At 58.6% G+C, this 15,832-nt stretch carries 14 protein-coding genes; 6 read left to right on the top strand and 8 right to left on the bottom strand.

What is annotated here, in order from left to right:
- Positions 1-13: 13 nt before the first annotated feature.
- A complete protein-coding gene (locus ACR0JI_RS17390; RefSeq protein ID WP_480495581.1) occupies positions 14-640 on the bottom strand; it encodes an arylesterase in 627 nt (208 codons plus the stop codon).
- A gap of 65 nt (positions 641-705) precedes the next feature.
- On the opposite strand from ACR0JI_RS17390, the gene ACR0JI_RS17385 reads away from it, so the two are divergent.
- Both ACR0JI_RS17385 and ACR0JI_RS17380 read left to right on the top strand, forming a co-directional pair.
- A complete protein-coding gene (locus ACR0JI_RS17385; RefSeq protein WP_480495489.1) occupies positions 706-1,401 on the top strand; it encodes an ABC transporter ATP-binding protein in 696 nt (231 codons plus the stop codon).
- A complete protein-coding gene (locus ACR0JI_RS17380; protein WP_480495487.1) occupies positions 1,398-3,926 on the top strand; it encodes an ABC transporter permease in 2,529 nt (842 codons plus the stop codon). The genes ACR0JI_RS17385 and ACR0JI_RS17380 overlap by 4 nt, the downstream gene beginning before the upstream one ends.
- Positions 3,927-3,928: 2 nt before the next feature.
- Here ACR0JI_RS17380 and ACR0JI_RS17375 read toward each other — a convergent pair whose 3' ends face one another.
- Positions 3,929-4,375 (bottom strand): RrF2 family transcriptional regulator, encoded by a 447-nt coding sequence (locus ACR0JI_RS17375; RefSeq protein ID WP_267366061.1) that lies wholly within the window; start codon positions 4,373-4,375, stop codon positions 3,929-3,931.
- Positions 4,376-4,468: 93 nt separating this feature from the next.
- On the opposite strand from ACR0JI_RS17375, the gene ACR0JI_RS17370 reads away from it, so the two are divergent.
- Entirely contained in the window at positions 4,469-5,038 is a 570-nt protein-coding gene (locus tag ACR0JI_RS17370) for a gamma-glutamylcyclotransferase family protein (protein WP_480495485.1), read from the top strand.
- Between the two features lie 52 nt (positions 5,039-5,090).
- Here ACR0JI_RS17370 and gltX read toward each other — a convergent pair whose 3' ends face one another.
- The gene (gltX, locus tag ACR0JI_RS17365; protein ID WP_480495483.1) at positions 5,091-6,416 is read right to left on the bottom strand and encodes a glutamate--tRNA ligase; all 1,326 of its coding nucleotides are present in this window, start codon (positions 6,414-6,416) and stop codon (positions 5,091-5,093) included.
- A gap of 75 nt (positions 6,417-6,491) precedes the next feature.
- Complete coding sequence (locus ACR0JI_RS17360) at positions 6,492-6,926, bottom strand: DUF1801 domain-containing protein (RefSeq protein ID WP_480475214.1); 435 nt, start codon at positions 6,924-6,926, stop codon at positions 6,492-6,494.
- A 116-nt stretch (positions 6,927-7,042) separates the two neighbouring features.
- On the opposite strand from ACR0JI_RS17360, the gene ACR0JI_RS17355 reads away from it, so the two are divergent.
- A complete protein-coding gene (locus ACR0JI_RS17355; RefSeq protein ID WP_480475212.1) occupies positions 7,043-7,975 on the top strand; it encodes an MBL fold metallo-hydrolase in 933 nt (310 codons plus the stop codon).
- A gap of 4 nt (positions 7,976-7,979) precedes the next feature.
- On the opposite strand, the gene ACR0JI_RS17350 is transcribed toward ACR0JI_RS17355, so the two are convergent.
- The 3 genes from ACR0JI_RS17350 to ACR0JI_RS17340 form a co-directional block, all read right to left on the bottom strand.
- Positions 7,980-9,311, bottom strand: coding sequence for an NAD(P)/FAD-dependent oxidoreductase (locus tag ACR0JI_RS17350; RefSeq protein WP_480475210.1), 1,332 nt, complete (start codon positions 9,309-9,311; stop codon positions 7,980-7,982).
- A gap of 137 nt (positions 9,312-9,448) precedes the next feature.
- Entirely contained in the window at positions 9,449-9,673 is a 225-nt protein-coding gene (locus ACR0JI_RS17345) for a hypothetical protein (RefSeq protein ID WP_245220582.1), read from the bottom strand.
- Positions 9,674-9,981: 308 nt separating this feature from the next.
- Positions 9,982-11,640 carry an NAD+ synthase gene (locus tag ACR0JI_RS17340; RefSeq protein ID WP_480495481.1) on the bottom strand — a complete coding sequence of 553 codons (1,659 nt, stop codon included), beginning with the start codon at positions 11,638-11,640 and terminating at the stop codon, positions 9,982-9,984.
- Between the two features lie 153 nt (positions 11,641-11,793).
- Between ACR0JI_RS17340 and ACR0JI_RS17335 the strand changes: the two genes are divergently transcribed.
- Positions 11,794-13,275: an MORN repeat-containing protein gene (locus ACR0JI_RS17335; protein ID WP_480495479.1), complete on the top strand. Its 1,482-nt coding sequence runs from the start codon at positions 11,794-11,796 to the stop codon at positions 13,273-13,275.
- A 4-nt stretch (positions 13,276-13,279) separates the two neighbouring features.
- On the opposite strand, the gene ACR0JI_RS17330 is transcribed toward ACR0JI_RS17335, so the two are convergent.
- A complete protein-coding gene (locus ACR0JI_RS17330) occupies positions 13,280-13,945 on the bottom strand; it encodes an SDR family NAD(P)-dependent oxidoreductase (RefSeq protein ID WP_480475204.1) in 666 nt (221 codons plus the stop codon).
- Between the two features lie 289 nt (positions 13,946-14,234).
- Between ACR0JI_RS17330 and ACR0JI_RS17325 the strand changes: the two genes are divergently transcribed.
- On the top strand, positions 14,235-15,803 hold the full coding sequence (locus tag ACR0JI_RS17325; protein ID WP_480475202.1) for a 2-isopropylmalate synthase: 1,569 nt from the start codon (positions 14,235-14,237) through the stop codon (positions 15,801-15,803).
- The last annotated feature ends 29 nt before the right edge of the window (positions 15,804-15,832 follow it).

The raw sequence follows: 15,832 nt of genomic DNA, 5'->3' as shown, positions 1-15,832 counted from the left end.
ACAGCGGGGATGGCTAACCTTCCCCGCCCGCCTGCGTCACAAGTTGCAACACAGAGGGGCCCAGCGCTTCGACGATCTTCGCCACCCCGGCCGCATTTGGATGAATGCCGTCCGATTGCATGAATTGCGATACGGCTGCGGGGTCACCCTCCGCTGCAAGCCCTTCAAAGAAACTGCTGAAAAACAGAACTTCAAACTCCTGCGCCAGTACAGGGTACATGCCATCGAATGCCTGCTTGTATTCAGCGCCGTAGTTGCCCGGCGCCTGCATTCCGATCAACAAGACAGGAACCTTTGTATCGCGTGCAACCTGAAGTATCTTGCGCAGATTGGCTTGCGAAACTGCAGGATCGATCCCGCGCAACACGTCATTCCCGCCTAAGGCAACGATCAGTCCGTCCACATCGGGTGTCAGGGTCCATTCTACCCGCGCAGCGCCACCCGCCGTTGTATCGCCCGAAACGCCTGCGTTGATAACGCGAACATCTTCGCCCTTCGCCTGCAACCAACGGTCAAGCTGGGGAACAAACCCGTTCTCTTCCACCAGCCCGTAGCCTTGCGTCAGCGAGTCCCCAAGGGCTGCAATCGCCACCTGATCGGCTGTGGCCGCAAAACCGCAGAACACAAATGGACTTGCCATCAAAACCTTGCGCAATACGGTGATCACTCCATATCCCAAAAACCGCTCCTTTATCGGGAAGACCCATGACGCCTGCTGTTCTCGCTCTTCAGAATGCCGCTTTATCGCTGGATGGCAATGCCGGGCGGGTCGATATTTTGCATGACATCACGTTGACCGTGAACAGGGGGGAAACGCTGGGGCTGATCGGGCCATCGGGGTCGGGAAAATCGTCGCTGTTGATGCTGATGGGTGGGTTGGAACAGGCAACAAGTGGTCAAATCTTGGCCTTGGATCAGAATTTGACAAGCATGGACGAGGACACCCTGGCGCGGTTTCGGCGCGACAACATGGGCGTGGTGTTTCAGAATTTCCACCTGATCCCAACGATGACCGCGTTGGAGAACGTGGCGACACCGCTGGAACTGGCGGGGCACAAAGATGCGTTCGACCGTGCCGAGACTGAACTGAATGCCGTGGGGTTATCCCATCGTCGCGATCATTACCCGGCGCAGTTGTCGGGCGGCGAGCAGCAACGAGTTGCCCTGGCGCGTGCATCGGCACCACGCCCCAAGATCTTGCTGGCGGACGAACCAACCGGGAATCTGGACGAGACAAACGGTGCCGCGATTGTTGATTTGCTGTTCGGGCTTCGGCGCAAATATGATGCGACGCTGGTTCTTGTAACGCACAGCCGTTCACTGGCTGAACGATGTGACCGGGTGATCCGGCTGCGCGACGGCAGGATTGCCGAAATGACCCGGCAGGAGGCCGCAGAATGAGCCTTCGGCTGGCCGCGCGGCTGGCCCACCGAGAGCTGCGCGGGGGCCTGCGCGGGTTTCGCATCTTTCTGGCCTGTCTGGCCTTGGGCGTCGCAGCCATCGCAGCCGTCGGATCGGTGCGTCAGGCGATTCAGACCGGGCTGACCCGTGAAGGCGCATCCCTTCTGGGCGGCGATGCCGAGCTTGAGTTCACCTATCGTTTTGCTACTGAGGTTGAACGCAGCTGGATGCAGCAGTCATCCGAGCAGGTGTCAGAGATCGTCGATTTCCGCTCGATGGCGGTTGTGCCCCGCGACTCCGGGCCGGAACGTGCGTTGACCCAGATCAAATCCGTCGATAAGGCTTACCCGCTCATCGGATCGGTCAAACTGAAACCGGATATCACTCTGGACGACGCCCTGAACGGCAAGTCCGGATTACCCGGTGCCGTTATGGAACCCGTACTGATCGACCGGCTTGGTTTGTCGGTCGGTGATCATTTCGCGCTTGGCACGCAAGAGTTCATTCTGATGGCCGCACTTCGGAATGAACCCGACAGCGCCGCGGCTGGTTTTGCCTTGGGGCCACGTACAATGGTGCGTACCGAAGCGTTGCAGGCATCTGGCCTGCTGGAGCCCGGAACGCTTTTTTCGACCAGGTACCGGCTGACCTTGCCCCAAGACGCAAACCTGTCGGAGGTGGCCGCACGTGCCAGCGCGGCGCTTGAGGGCTCGGGGATGCGCTGGAGCGATGCGCGCAACGGCGCACCGGGCATATCGGAATTCGTCAACCGCCTGAGTGCCTTTCTGGTCCTTGTCGGGTTGTCGGGGCTTGCCGTCGGTGGCATCGGTGTGTCCGCCGCCGTACGGGCCTATCTGAGCCAGAAAACGGAAACCATTGCGACATTGCGGACATTGGGGGCGGATCGCTCCACCATTTTTCAAACTTACATGATTCAGATCGGGGTGCTGTCCCTGACTGGCATTGTAATTGGGCTGGTACTGGGCGGGATGGCTCCGCTTTTGCTGGCGCCGCTGCTGGAAAACCGGTTGCCGGTTCCAGCAGTGTTTTCTCTGTATCCGCAACCGCTGATCGAGGCTGCGCTTTATGGCCTGCTGACAGCATTTCTTTTCACGCTCTGGCCGCTGGCCAGAACCGAAGATGTGCGCGCCGCAACCCTGTTTCGCGATGCGCTGACCGCAGCTCGTCCCGTCCCACGCGCAATTTACGTCGTGGCAAGCGGGATTGGATTGGCGTCCCTGATCGCGATTGCGTCCTGGTTCAGCGGCTCAACGCGCCTAACCCTGTGGACCAGCGGCGGACTTGCGGGCGCACTGATCCTGCTGGCGCTCGCAGCCTATGCCATTCGCAAACTGGCACGGGCTGGGACACCTTTGGCGCGGGGCCGCCCTGCCCTGCGATGGGCTTTGTCCGCCATCTCTGATCCGCGTGAGGGTGCGGGGTCAGTGGTTTTGTCACTTGGTCTAGGTTTGTCAGTGCTGGCGGCGGTTGGGCAGATTGACGGCACGCTGCGCAATGCGATCTCCGGCAATCTGCCGGATGTCGCGCCCTCATACTTCTTTGTCGATATTCAAAAAGACCAGATGCCCGGTTTTACCGAACGGCTGCAAACCGATCCTGCTGTCAGCCGCATTGAAAGCGCACCAATGCTGCGGGGCATCATCACCCAGATAAACGGTCGCCCTGCGCGCGAGGTGGCCGGAGATCATTGGGTTCTGGAGGGAGATCGCGGCGTCACCTATTCAGCCCGCCCCCCGGCAAATGCACGGGTGACAGCGGGGGAGTGGTGGGCAGAGGATTATTCTGGCGCACCACAGATCAGCTTTGCAGCCGAAGAAGCCGAAGAGATGGGTCTGAAACTGGGCGATCAGGTAACTGTCAACATCCTGGGGCGGGATATCACCGCAGAGCTGACCTCAACCCGAGAGGTGGATTTTTCCACAGCGGGTATGGGTTTTGTCATGTCGATGAACCCGTCGGCACTGGCGGGTGCGCCACACAGCTTTATTGCGACGGTATATGCAGAAGAACAGGCCGAGGCCGCCATTCTGCGAGATCTTGCAGGCCAGTTCCCGAACATCACGGCCATTCGTGTGCGCGACGCAATTGACCGTGTTTCGGGCCTTTTGGCAGGGATCGCCGCCGCAACCTCGTATGGCGCGGGCGTGTCTTTGTTGACAGGATTCCTGGTGCTGATCGGGGCGGCAGCCGCCGGCGAACCCGCCCGCAGATACGAGGCGGCAATCCTCAAGACGCTGGGGGCTGACCGTGGCCGCATCCTGCGCAGTTTTGGACTACGCTCGGTCCTGCTGGGCGCCGCAGCGGGCTGCGTCGCCTTGCTGGTCGGCATCCTGGGCGGATGGGCTGTGGCCACCCATATCTTCGACACAGGTTTTACCGTGATCTGGTCTTCGGCCTTTGGCATCGTTCTGGCCGGTGTCGGCGTCACGCTCTGCGCAGGTTTCGCATTCGCGCTGCGCCCTCTCTCTGCCCGGCCAGCCCGAATTTTGCGGGCCAGCGACTAAGGTCAGCGTACGCAGGCCACGGGCTGCAACAGCTTCAGCAACGGGTCGTTGTCACAAACCAGCGCATCCAACGACACTTCGTCCAGAGATGCATAGAAAACTTCCGCCGCATCCTGCAATGCCAGCCGCAGCCTACAGGCATCGGTCAAAGGACAGGTGTTGTCCGCATCCGCAAAACACTCGGCGATGGGCAAGGCCCCTTCGACGTGCCTGAACACCGCGCCGATCCGGATTTGGCTTGCCGGACGCGCCAACGACATACCGCCGTTGCGGCCGCGCTGAGTGCTCAGGTAATTCAACTGGCTTAACTGGTTGATCACCTGAGCCAGATGGTTTTCCGAGATGTTGCAGACTTCGGCGATCTCGGCTTTGGTGACCAGCCGGTCCGGGTGTGCGGCGCAATACATCAATAGGCGCACAGCGATATTCGTCCGTTTGGTAATCCGCATGAAGGCCTCCCTGAATAAAAGATGAAGCCATATTGCATGTCGCGGAAAAAAGCGGTTTGACATACATCAATCGACCCAAAGGACACCTCTCGCATGGCCGACCCCTATTTCTTTGGTTATGGAAGCCTTGTGAACCTCGCCACACATGATTTTCCCGACCCCCGCCCAGCAAAACTGAAGGGGTGGAAACGCGCATGGCGACACACTGATCTGCGCCCGGTCGCGTTCCTGACAGCTGTCCCGGACCCCGAGTCTGAGATCGAAGGCATGATCGCACATGTCCCCAAGAACGACTGGGCTGCGCTGGATGAACGGGAATGGGCCTATGACCGAATTCCGGCAACCCGGTCGGTTTCACATCCGCTGAAACATGAAGTTGAAATAGCTGTCTACGCCGTCCCGCAGGATCGGCACAACGAGCCCAGCAACCGCCATCCCTTGCTGCTCAGCTATATCGACGTTGTTGTTCAGGGTTATTTGCGGGCGTTTGGAGAAGACGGGGCAGACCGGTTCTTTGCAACAACCAGCGGATGGGATGCCCCGATCCTGAATGACCGGGCCGAGCCACGTTACCCGCGACATCAACAACTCAAACCTGTCGAGCGTGATTTTGTCGATGACCGCCTGACCGGTTTGTCGGTTCGGATTGAACAACCGGTTTGACGACAAAGGGCCACGCCGAGGGCGTGGCCCTTAAATGTCGTGTACTACCGCGTTAGCCGCGCGCGCGGATCACCTGCAGCAACGGCAGCAACGCCGCCATTTCCGGGCCACGTTCTGCACCTGTCAACGCCTTGCGCAGCGGCATGAACAGGCCTTTTCCCTTGCGGCCTGTTGCCTCTTTCACGGCATTGGTCCAGGCTCCCCAGGTCTCACCATCGAACGGGCCTTCGGGCAGCAGCGACATGGCCTTAGCGATGAATTCGCGATCTTCATCTGCAACCAACGGTTCGGCGCCGTCACGGCACAGGTCCCACCACCCTTTGAGGTCGGCCAAAGTGGTGATGTTTTCGCGCGCCATGGCCCAGAACGGTTCGGCCAGTTCGGCAGGCACCCCGGCATCCGCGACAGCATCGGCCACATTCGCCAGCGGCAGCGATTGCAGGTATTTGGCGGTCAGCGGGAACAGGTCCTGCACGTCGAACTTGGTCGGCGCGGCACCAAACCGGCTCACGTCAAAGCCGTCGATCAACTCGGCCATATCCGAGCGCAGCTCGACCGGATCGGACGAACCCAGTCGCGCCATCAGGCTCAGCAGTGCCATCGGCTGCACGCCCTGTTCACGCAGATCGCGCAGGGCCAGCGTACCCAGGCGTTTCGACAGAGCTTCGCCCTGCGGGCCGGTCAGCAGCGAGTGATGCGCAAAGCGCGGGCAATCCCCGCCCAGTGCCTTGATGATCTGAATCTGGGTCGCAGTGTTGGTCACGTGATCCGAGCCGCGCACGACATCAGTCACGCCCATTTCAGTGTCATCCACCACCGACGCAATCGTATAAAGAACCTGCCCATCACCACGGATCAGAACCGGATCAGAGACCGAGGCCGCATCGATCGAGATGTCGCCCAGAATTCCATCGGTCCACTCGATCCGTTCGTGATCCAGCTTGAAACGCCAGACACCGTTGCCACGTTCAGCGCGCAGCGCATCCTTCTCGGCATCCGACAGGTTCAGCGCGGCTCGGTCATAAACCGGAGGTTTGCCCATGTTCAGCTGTTTCTTGCGCTTCAGGTCCAGCTCGGTCGGCGTCTCAAACGCTTCATAGAACCGCCCCATCGCGCGCAACTTGTCAGCCGCTTCGGCGTAGCGGTCCAAACGCTCGGATTGACGCTCGACACGATCCCAGTGCAAACCCAGCCATTCAAGATCCTGTTTGATGGCATCGACATATTCCTCTTTCGAGCGTTCGGGGTCGGTGTCATCGATGCGCAGGATGAACGTACCGCCCGACTTGCGGGCGATCAGATAGTTCATCAGGGCGGTGCGCAGGTTGCCCACATGGATGTAACCGGTGGGCGACGGGGCGAAACGGGTGGTTGTCATGGGTGTCTCCTGTTGGCGCGGCTCTTGTCACATGGGCGCGTTTTTGTCCAGCCGCCGCTTGATCCATCAGGTGATTCAACGCGGTTCCACAGGCCATATCCTGCCAAGGTCGTCCAACCCGGCGCGAATGAGTTTCGACAGAACCTGCATGTCGATATCCGCCAGCTTGTTCACATACAGGCAGGACTTGCCCAACTTGTGCTTACCCAACCGGGCCAGAATGCCGCCAAAATCCGCGTAACCCGGCATGATATAAATCACCAGCGCCGACTTGCGCGGGGAAAATCCGGTTGCCAGAAAATCGCCCTCTCGGCCCGAGGCGTAGCGATAGTGATAACGGCCATACCCTATCATCGACGGCCCCCACATGACCGGATCAAATCCGGTGGTAGCCCGAAACAGGTCGTCCAGAGCGCGCGTCTCTTCGGCCCGACGTTCTGATTGGACCGAATTAAGGAAGTCTTCTACACTTTGATCCGTTGGAACGGTTTTGTTCTGCGATCGCGACATGAACAAAAATTAACACGTATTGTTCATCCATGCACCCTGCGTGGATGTCGTAACATCTGGTCAGAATCTCACACCGTTCTAGTTTTTCTAAAGGTGTTCTGACAGGGAGAACGATAATGACGATCAAACTTACTCGCCGCGCCGCCTTGGGAACTGCTGCCGCCTTACCCTTTGCCACGGCAGCAGCGCCGGTTTTGGCCGCAGGCTCTGACGCCAAGGCCAACTCGACCATCGCCAAGTCATTCCATGTCGGCGACTTTACCGTCACGACCTTGCTGGATGGCAGCCTGCCCCGCGATGGCGCCCAGGATATCTTTGGCGGCGGAGCGTCAGATGAAGACTTCGCAAAGGTTTCGGCCGAGAACTTTATTCCCGCCGACACCGCCCAATTCTTCTTTACCCCCTCACTGGTCAACACCGGATCGGAACTGGTATTGTTCGACACCGGTCTGGGGCAAGGCGGCATTCAGGCCGCTTTGGCCGATGCAGGTGTCAGCCCGGATCAGATCGACGTTGTCGTGCTGACCCATATGCATCCAGACCATATTGGCGGCATGACAACGGATGGCGCACCAACCTTTGCCAACGCACGCTATGTGACCTCGGCAACGGAATACGATTTCTGGTCCGCGCAAGAGGCCGGAAACAATGTCGGTGATCTTGTAGCCGCAAAAGTCACACCGCTGGCCGAGAAGATGAGCTTTATCGGCGATGGAGAGCAAGTGGCGTCGGGCATAACTGCGGTTGCGGCCCACGGCCATACCCCGGGTCATACGGTTTATCATCTGGAGAGCAACGGACAGCGCCTTCTGCTGACAGCGGACTTGGCCAACCATTACGTGTGGTCATTTGCCCATCCGGAATGGGAGGTTCGGTTTGACATGGACAAGGCCGCCGCAACCGCCGCGCGCCGAAATGTTCTTGGCATGCTGGCAGCCGACAAGGTGCCGATGGTCGGCTATCACATGCCCTTCCCTGCCGCGGGCTTTGTCGAGACACGGGGCGAGGGCTTCCGCTTTGTTCCAGTCAGCTATCAGATGATGGGCTAAGCCCCTAGTAACCCGGATCCGGTCGCACTTTTGAGCCGTCAGTGAACCGAGACAGACGGAACGCGGTCGGATCCACACAAGGGGTTGAATCAGTGACAAGGTCCGCTGTCAGGCGGCCGGCGCCGGGACCGATGCCAAAGCCGTGGCCGGAAAAGCCCGTGGCGATATACATACCCGGCATGTCATCCACGCCCGAGATTACGGGAATGGCGTCGGGGGTGACATCAATCATACCCGCCCAACTTTGGACGATTTCACTATCCAGCAAGGCAGGAAATCCTTTTCGTGCACTGGCCCAGGCTTGTCGCAAAAACTTCTGCGAAGGTTCAGGATCCAAAACCCGGCACAGCTCGAACGGGGTTATGTCGGTCGGCAACCATCTTCTGTTTTGACGGGCCTCGATAGCCCACTGATTTGACCAGCGAAAGCGCAGGGATTTCCATTCCTGCGCAAAGGCAAAGCGAAACTGCAACCCCAGCCGGAAACTGTCCGGTACGATATCGACCGTGTTCTGATGTCCGGACGCGATGGTGTGCCCCCCATCAGCGCGCTTTCGGATCGCAACATCATCCGACCATAGCGCAGTTTCGGGTCCATCTTTCACCGGAGAAGTCCGCAGAACCGTATTCAGAACCTTAAGCTGCGGCAGGTTGATACCTGCATTTCCCGCAAACAAACGCGACCACGCGCCCCCCGCCAGAACCACGCGCCCGCAGGCGACCTTGCCGCGCTCGGTGAATACACCAGCGATACGCCCATCCTGAATGTCCACACTTCGCACGGCGCAACCTGTCATGATTACAGCACCCAGACGCCGTGCGGCTTCGGCTATGGCCGGGGCGGCCCATTGCGGCTCGGCGCGCCCGTCCTGCGGCATGTACAGGGCAGATGTCAGGCCGGTTTCATGCCCGTGCAACAACTCTGCCAACTCGCGTCCCGACACCATTTTTGCCCCGGTCTGCAATCCTTCTACATGGCGCATCCAACGCTTCAGATTGACTTCGCCCCGCTTGCCGGACGCGCCAAAAAGAATGCCGGATTGCGTATATCCGGTATTGCCATCCAGGCGGGCATCAAGGGTCGGCCATATCCGCAACGCCTCTTGCATCAGGGGAATTTCGCGGGGGTCTCGCATACCCAAACGCACCCACCCCCAATTGCGCGAGCTTTGTTCAGCCGCAATCTGTCCCTTTTCGCACAAAAGGACGGAAGCGCCGCGCTCTGCCAGTTCCAGCGCTGTTGAAACGCCGATTATGCCGCCGCCAACAACGACGACATCAACAGATTTGGGAAGGGCAAGATCGGATTCTACGGGGTTCGGTTTTGGTGCCGTCATAAATACGCATTACTCTGTCGCCTGAACCCGTATGGGGACCAAGGTCTAGAAGTTTGGCAACACAAATTGTCGCAATGTTGGCACTATTCATGACGCCTGTGGCCCAGACGCCAACGGCATCGAAAATCCTCAGCACATCACGCTGCGCCGGACAGTTCCGCCCATTTCTGACGCAGCTTCGCGGTCAACCCGGTGTCTTTTTGCACGGTCTGGGCGGTTACGTCCTTCTGCGGCAACAAGCTTGGAAACTCAGCCCGAAGCGACGCCGCTGCCTGTTCGTCGGACAGCCGCTGTTCATTCAGGACACCGGCAATCGCCGCTTCCAGCTTTTCCTCATCCAACTCCTGCGGCGGAGATTCCATCGTCCGCCGTTTCAAAAGAGCATGATGCGATCTCTGATATTCACTATGCATGTCAAAACCAAACCATTTACTCAGACATCCAACCCCGGATGCGCCACACATTATCAAAATCAGCTTGCGACTTTGAGAATTGCGCCGCATCCGCCCCACATGGGGCAATTTTCAAGCCAAAATGTGGCAGAAACTTGGCGCAACAGCAAGTCAGAGGCCGGTTTTAGCGCCCCTGGCGGATCAAAGAAGAAAAATATGAAAACAATAGGCGCGCTAAGCCTCTCACAGTTTCCAATTCAGCGCGCGAATTGCGGCAATCAAGGGCGATCACGCCAGCGATTCACAATCGGATACCGCCGGTCCAGCCAGAACGCGCGGTTGCTCAGGCGCGTACCGGGGGCGGACTGGAACCGTTTATACTCGCTGATATAGACCAGATGTTCGACCCTCTGAGCATCTGCTTCGTTGTACCCGGCGGCGACGCAATCCGCGATCGATCCGTCCTGATCAACCAGGATCTCAAGTATTCCGTCCAGCACCGGGTAATCCGGCAGGCTGTCGCTGTCTTTCTGATCTTCGCGCAGTTCCGCACTGGGCGGTTTGTCGATGACAGAGGGACGGATCACTTCGCCTGCAGGGCCCATCATCCAGTTGCGGTGATTGGCATTGCGCCAGCGGCAGGTTTCAAACACACGGGTCTTGTACAGATCCTTGATCGGATTATAGCCGCCGTTCATGTCGCCATAGATCGTGGCATAGCCCACGGCGACCTCGGATTTGTTGCCGGTGGTCAACAGCATTTCGCCGAACTTGTTCGAGATCGCCATCAACAACAACCCGCGCAGGCGGGATTGAATGTTTTCTTCGGTCAACCCTTCATCCAACCCTGCAAACAAGGGTGCCAAAGTACTGGTGACGGCTGCGCGGCTGTCCGAGATCGGCACGTAGTCATAATGCACGCCCAGCGCTTTGGCGACCGCCTCGGCATCGTCAAGCGAGGCCTGACTGGTGTACTCCGACGGGAGCATCACGCAGCGGACATTTTCGGCCCCGATGGCATCGACTGCAATGGTCGCGACCAGCGCGGAATCAACCCCGCCGGACAAGCCCAGCAGCGCCTTTTTGAAACCGGTTTTCCCCATGTAGTCGCGAAGAGACTGCACCATCGCGCGGTAATCCTGCTCCCACTCATCCGGTTGGGGCACGATTTCACCTGATGCGATCCGCCAGCCGTCTTCGCCGCGCTCAAGGTCGACTTGAGAGAGTAGCTCGTCGAAAACAGGCATCCGGAACGCCAATTCCCCGCCCGGGTTTAGGCCAAAACTGGCACCGTCAAAGACCTGATCATCCTGCCCGCCAACCATATTCAGGTAAATCAGTGGCAGTCCCGTTTCGACCACGCGCGCGACCATATGGTTCAACCGCACATCGTATTTATCCCGGAAATAGGGCGACCCGTTGGGGATCAACAAAAACTCGGCCCCGGTTTCCTCCAGCGTTTCTGCCACGTCCGGGTGCCAGCTGTCTTCGCAAATCGGGCTGCCAATCCGGAAATTCCCTACCGAATACGGCCCACCCAGAGGTCCCGCATCGTAAAGGCGCACTTCGTCGAACACCGTCTCGTTCGGCAGGTGGTGCTTCAGAACCTTGCTGGTGATCCGGCCACCCTTCAGGATCAGGTAGGCGTTGTACAGCTTTCCATCATCGACCCAGGGACCACCTATGGCAATTGCAGGACCTTCGGCGCATTTTGCAGCCAGCGCTTCAACCGCAGACATGGCTGCGCGGTGGAATACCGGTTTGAGAACCAGATCCTGCGTGTTGTAGCCGGTGATGAACATCTCGGGGAAAGCCACCAGATCCGCGCCCGCTGCCTTGCCTTGTTCCCATGTCGCAAAGGCCTTTGCTGCGTTGCCTTCGATATCGCCAACGGTCGGGTTCAGTTGCGCCAGAGTGATGCGGAAACGGTCGGCCATGCTGCCCTCTTGCCTCGTAAGTCCTATTGCCATTTAGCAGATCACCGCGCGAGTAAAAGACCAATGCGGCAAAAGCCGTTGCTCTGCCTGCAACGGTACCTTAGTTTTGCGCAAGAGATATCACCAGCGGCGACCGGGCAGACAGGACCAGAAATGAACGTGATCCGAAACTCAATTTTGGCGGCGGGGATGAGCCTGGCAGCTGCCACTGCTTTCGCGCAGGACGGGACTGTCATCGTCAAGGATGATGAAGTTGGCGGTGTCTATGAAGGCACTTACGAGAACGGGTTGCGGCACGGGACAGGAACGTATCGGCTGCCGAATGGGTTTGAATACACGGGGCAGTGGGTAGAAGGCGAAATTCAGGGTCAGGGTACGACACGCTACCCCGACGGGTCAGTCTACGAAGGCATGTTCGCCAAGGGTCAGCCCGAAGGGCGCGGCAAGATCATCTATGCCAATGGCAGCAGCTACGAGGGCGATTGGTCCAACGGGTCAATCAACGGCACCGGCATCGCTGAATTCGCGAACGGCACGCGCTATGAGGGTGAATTCAGGAACGCCCAGCGACATGGCAAAGGCGTGCTGAGTTTTCCCGACGGATATATCTATGATGGCGACTGGGTCGACGGTGAGCGGCAGGGCAAGGCCAGGATCACCTATACGGATGGCAGCGTTTACGACGGCGACGTCAACGCAGGTTTGCGCGATGGAACCGGCACGCAGACGATGCCCGACGGAATGGTGTATTCAGGGGATTGGTCCGGCGACCAGATCACCGGGACGGGCAGCCTGACTTATTCCAATGGCGATATATACGAAGGCGAACTTCAAGAAGGGCGCCGCTACGGTAAGGGCAAAGTGACCCACGCGCAGGGGGATGTGTACGAAGGCGATTTTGTCGACGACCGTCGCCACGGCAAAGGAACGTTCACCGGAACAGACGGCTTTGTGTATACCGGCGACTGGAACGCCGGGCAGATTGAAGGCCTAGGCGAAGTGACCTATCCGGATGGCTCTGTCTATGTCGGCGATTTCGTTGCCGATCTGGCCGAAGGAAACGGCAGCATCACCTATCCGGACGGATCGACCTATGAAGGCGAATGGATCGCGGGTGTTATCGAGGGTCAAGGCACGGCCACGTATACCAATGGTATGATCTACAAAGGCCAATTCAAAAACGCGCAAAGCCACGGCAAAGGTGTGGTTACGCGCGCAGATGGCTCGGTATATGACGGCGACTGGGTTGAAGGTGTGCGTCAGGGCAAAGGCAAGGCGACCTATTCCGATGGCACGGTCTACATCGGTGATTTCCTGAACGGAAAACGGCATGGCAAAGGCGAAATCGTAACCCCCGCCGGGTTCAAATATTCGGGCGACTGGTCGGACGGAAAAATCAACGGCGTGGGTACCGCCACCTACTCGAACGGCGACGTGTATGAGGGCAGCTTTGTTGACAACAAACGGCAGGGCAGTGGGACGATGCGCTATGCCAACGGCCAGGAGGAAAGCGGTGTCTGGGAAAACGGCGTGTTGCCGGACCAGACCTCGGACCAGCAGAGTGACGCTGACACCCCTGCCCCGCAACCCAGCCCGGATGCAAATACTGAGGCAACCGGAAGCTCGGACGGGTGAAGGCTCACCACGGGACCGGCTTACCGGCCCAATCATAGAACCCACCGGTATCAGCCAGCGTTAACCCGCGTATCACGTTCAACAGGTTGTCGGCGGCTGCTTCAGGTTCGACGGCAGGATGACGACCCAGGTATTTGTTCGTGAACTCTGTTTTTACCGTGCCGGGGTGAAGGGCGACGCAAATTGCTTGTTTATGTGTTCGGGCCAATTCAATTGCGGCGGTATGGACGACCTGATTGACCGCTGCCTTAGCCACACGGTAGCTGATCCAACCACCTGTCCGATTATCCCCGATTGATCCCACCCGCGCCGAAAGCACCGCGAATACAGATCGTCTATGTCGCGGCAACAGCTGATACGCGCGGCTTAGCACCAATGCCGGACCAACGGCATTCAACGCAAACTGATCCATCATGGCTTTGGCTGAAATCGCCCGAATGGTCTTTTCCGGCACAGCGCCGTCTATCTCTAACGCGCCCGAAGCCACCAGAATCAGATCAAACTGGTCTTGCAGGCTTTCAAGCATCAGCATCACCCTGTCCCGATCAGTCAGGTCAAAGCCGTCCTCCGACCGGGACAAACGCGTGACCGAAACGCCCTGCTCAACCAGCCGTCCGGTAACAGCTGCGCCAATTCCGCCAGAAGCACCAATTATCAATGCAGTTTCCATCCGTGACCAGCTAGCGGCGCTGTGCGAACAATCAAGGCTGTCGAAAAAGGGCAGTTGCCAGAAGTTCGCGTATTGCAAATTGGTTCTTTCCATTCCCGGCGGGCTCTGTATAACCTCAATCCCATGATCAACCGCGCAGATATCCCTTGTGTCGACACCGCCCTTCGCGGTGCGTCGCTGCGTGGCCTACTGATCCTAATCCGCCTCTGAGCGTGCCATCCGGCGCGCCCGCTCAGAGGAGGACGCCAGCGCGCCATAGGCTTTAGGACAGAAGAAGAAAGAGAACCCCATGACCAACGTGACCGACCAAGACCGCGTCTTGATCTTCGATACCACTTTGCGCGACGGCGAGCAGAGCCCCGGCGCCACCATGACCCATGACGAAAAACTCGAGATCGCCGAGCTGCTGGACGACATGGGCGTCGATATTATCGAGGCCGGCTTCCCCATCGCGTCGGAAGGCGATTTCAAGGCTGTGACCGAAATTGCACAACGGTCGAAAAACAGCCGCATCTGCGGTCTGGCCCGCGCGAATTTTGCCGATATCGACCGCTGCTGGGAGGCGGTAAAACACGCCGAGAAGAACCGCATTCACACGTTCATCGGCACTTCACCGCTGCACCGTGCCATCCCCAATCTGACGATGGACGAAATGGCGGACAAGATCCACGAAACGGTCAGCCATGCGCGCAACCTGTGCGAAAACGTGCAGTGGTCTCCGATGGACGCGACCCGAACCGAATGGGATTACCTGTGTCGTGTGATCGAGATAGCGATCAAGGCCGGGGCAACCACGATCAACATCCCGGATACGGTGGGCTATACCGCTCCGGTGGAAAGCGCGGACTTGATCAAGCGGCTGATCGAAACGGTGCCGGGGGCGGATGACGTGATCTTTGCTACCCATTGCCACAACGACCTTGGCATGGCGACCGCGAATTCGCTGGCCGCTGTCGCAGGCGGTGCGCGCCAGATTGAATGCACCATCAACGGTCTGGGCGAACGCGCAGGCAACACGGCGCTGGAAGAAGTGGTCATGGCGCTGCGCACGCGCAACGATATCATGCCGTGGCACACTGGCATCGACACCACCAAGATCATGCACATCTCGCGTCGGGTTGCGACGGTCTCGGGTTTTCCGGTGCAGTTCAACAAGGCAATTGTTGGCAAGAACGCTTTTGCCCATGAAAGTGGCATCCATCAGGACGGGATGCTGAAAAACCGCGAAAACTTTGAAATCATGCGTCCTGAGGACATTGGTCTGTCGGGAACATCCCTGCCGCTTGGTAAACATTCGGGTCGCGCTGCCTTGCGCGACAAGCTGGAAACGCTTGGGTTTGAGGTTGGTGACAACCAACTCAAGGATATCTTCGTCCGGTTCAAGGATCTGGCGGATCGCAAGAAAGAGGTGTTCGACGACGATCTCATTGCGCTGATGACGCTGGACGAGGCTGACGACCACCTGCAACTGGTTTCGATGAAGGTGACTTGCGGCACGGGCGGTAAGGCGGAATCGACGGTCGAGCTGGAAGTTGAAGGCGTGGACAAAATCGCCACCGAACATGGCGACGGCCCGGTGGATGCAACCTTTAAGGCGATTCGTGCGATTTATCCCAACACGGCGCGTCTTCAGCTTTATCAGGTTCATGCCGTAACCGAGGGCACGGACGCGCAGGCAACGGTTTCCGTGCGCCTGGAAGAGGATGGCATGATCGCAACAGGCCAGTCGGCAAACACCGATACCGTCGTGGCGTCAGCTAAGGCTTATATCCACGCTCTCAACCGCCTGATCGTGCGCCGTGAAAAGGCTGGACCGGGCGCAGATGCGCGCGAGATCAGCTATAAAGACCTGACCTGATCGACGAAGCTCCAGAAAACGGCCCGAAC

It is taken from the genome of Ruegeria sp. N10 (assembly GCF_056531545.1).
The sequence above is the reverse complement of the archived record's forward strand: the minus strand, read 5'-3'. Positions and strand labels throughout refer to the sequence as shown.

Excerpts from the sequence above, each read along its gene's own strand:
- ACR0JI_RS17330 (WP_480475204.1), bottom strand. The coding sequence starts at position 13,945 with ATGGAAACTGCATTGATAATTGGTGCTTCTGGCGGAATTGGCGCAGCT.
- ACR0JI_RS17385 (WP_480495489.1), top strand. The coding sequence starts at position 706 with ATGACGCCTGCTGTTCTCGCTCTTCAGAATGCCGCTTTATCGCTGGAT.
- ACR0JI_RS17335 (WP_480495479.1), top strand. The coding sequence starts at position 11,794 with ATGAACGTGATCCGAAACTCAATTTTGGCGGCGGGGATGAGCCTGGCA.
- ACR0JI_RS17340 (WP_480495481.1), bottom strand. The coding sequence starts at position 11,640 with ATGGCCGACCGTTTCCGCATCACTCTGGCGCAACTGAACCCGACCGTT.
- ACR0JI_RS17355 (WP_480475212.1), top strand. The coding sequence starts at position 7,043 with ATGACGATCAAACTTACTCGCCGCGCCGCCTTGGGAACTGCTGCCGCC.
- ACR0JI_RS17390 (WP_480495581.1), bottom strand. The coding sequence starts at position 640 with ATGGCAAGTCCATTTGTGTTCTGCGGTTTTGCGGCCACAGCCGATCAG.
- ACR0JI_RS17360 (WP_480475214.1), bottom strand. The coding sequence starts at position 6,926 with ATGTCGCGATCGCAGAACAAAACCGTTCCAACGGATCAAAGTGTAGAA.
- ACR0JI_RS17370 (WP_480495485.1), top strand. The coding sequence starts at position 4,469 with ATGGCCGACCCCTATTTCTTTGGTTATGGAAGCCTTGTGAACCTCGCC.
- ACR0JI_RS17325 (WP_480475202.1), top strand. The coding sequence starts at position 14,235 with ATGACCAACGTGACCGACCAAGACCGCGTCTTGATCTTCGATACCACT.
- ACR0JI_RS17350 (WP_480475210.1), bottom strand. The coding sequence starts at position 9,311 with ATGACGGCACCAAAACCGAACCCCGTAGAATCCGATCTTGCCCTTCCC.
- ACR0JI_RS17380 (WP_480495487.1), top strand. The coding sequence starts at position 1,398 with ATGAGCCTTCGGCTGGCCGCGCGGCTGGCCCACCGAGAGCTGCGCGGG.
- gltX (WP_480495483.1), bottom strand. The coding sequence starts at position 6,416 with ATGACAACCACCCGTTTCGCCCCGTCGCCCACCGGTTACATCCATGTG.
- ACR0JI_RS17345 (WP_245220582.1), bottom strand. The coding sequence starts at position 9,673 with ATGGAATCTCCGCCGCAGGAGTTGGATGAGGAAAAGCTGGAAGCGGCG.
- ACR0JI_RS17375 (WP_267366061.1), bottom strand. The coding sequence starts at position 4,375 with ATGCGGATTACCAAACGGACGAATATCGCTGTGCGCCTATTGATGTAT.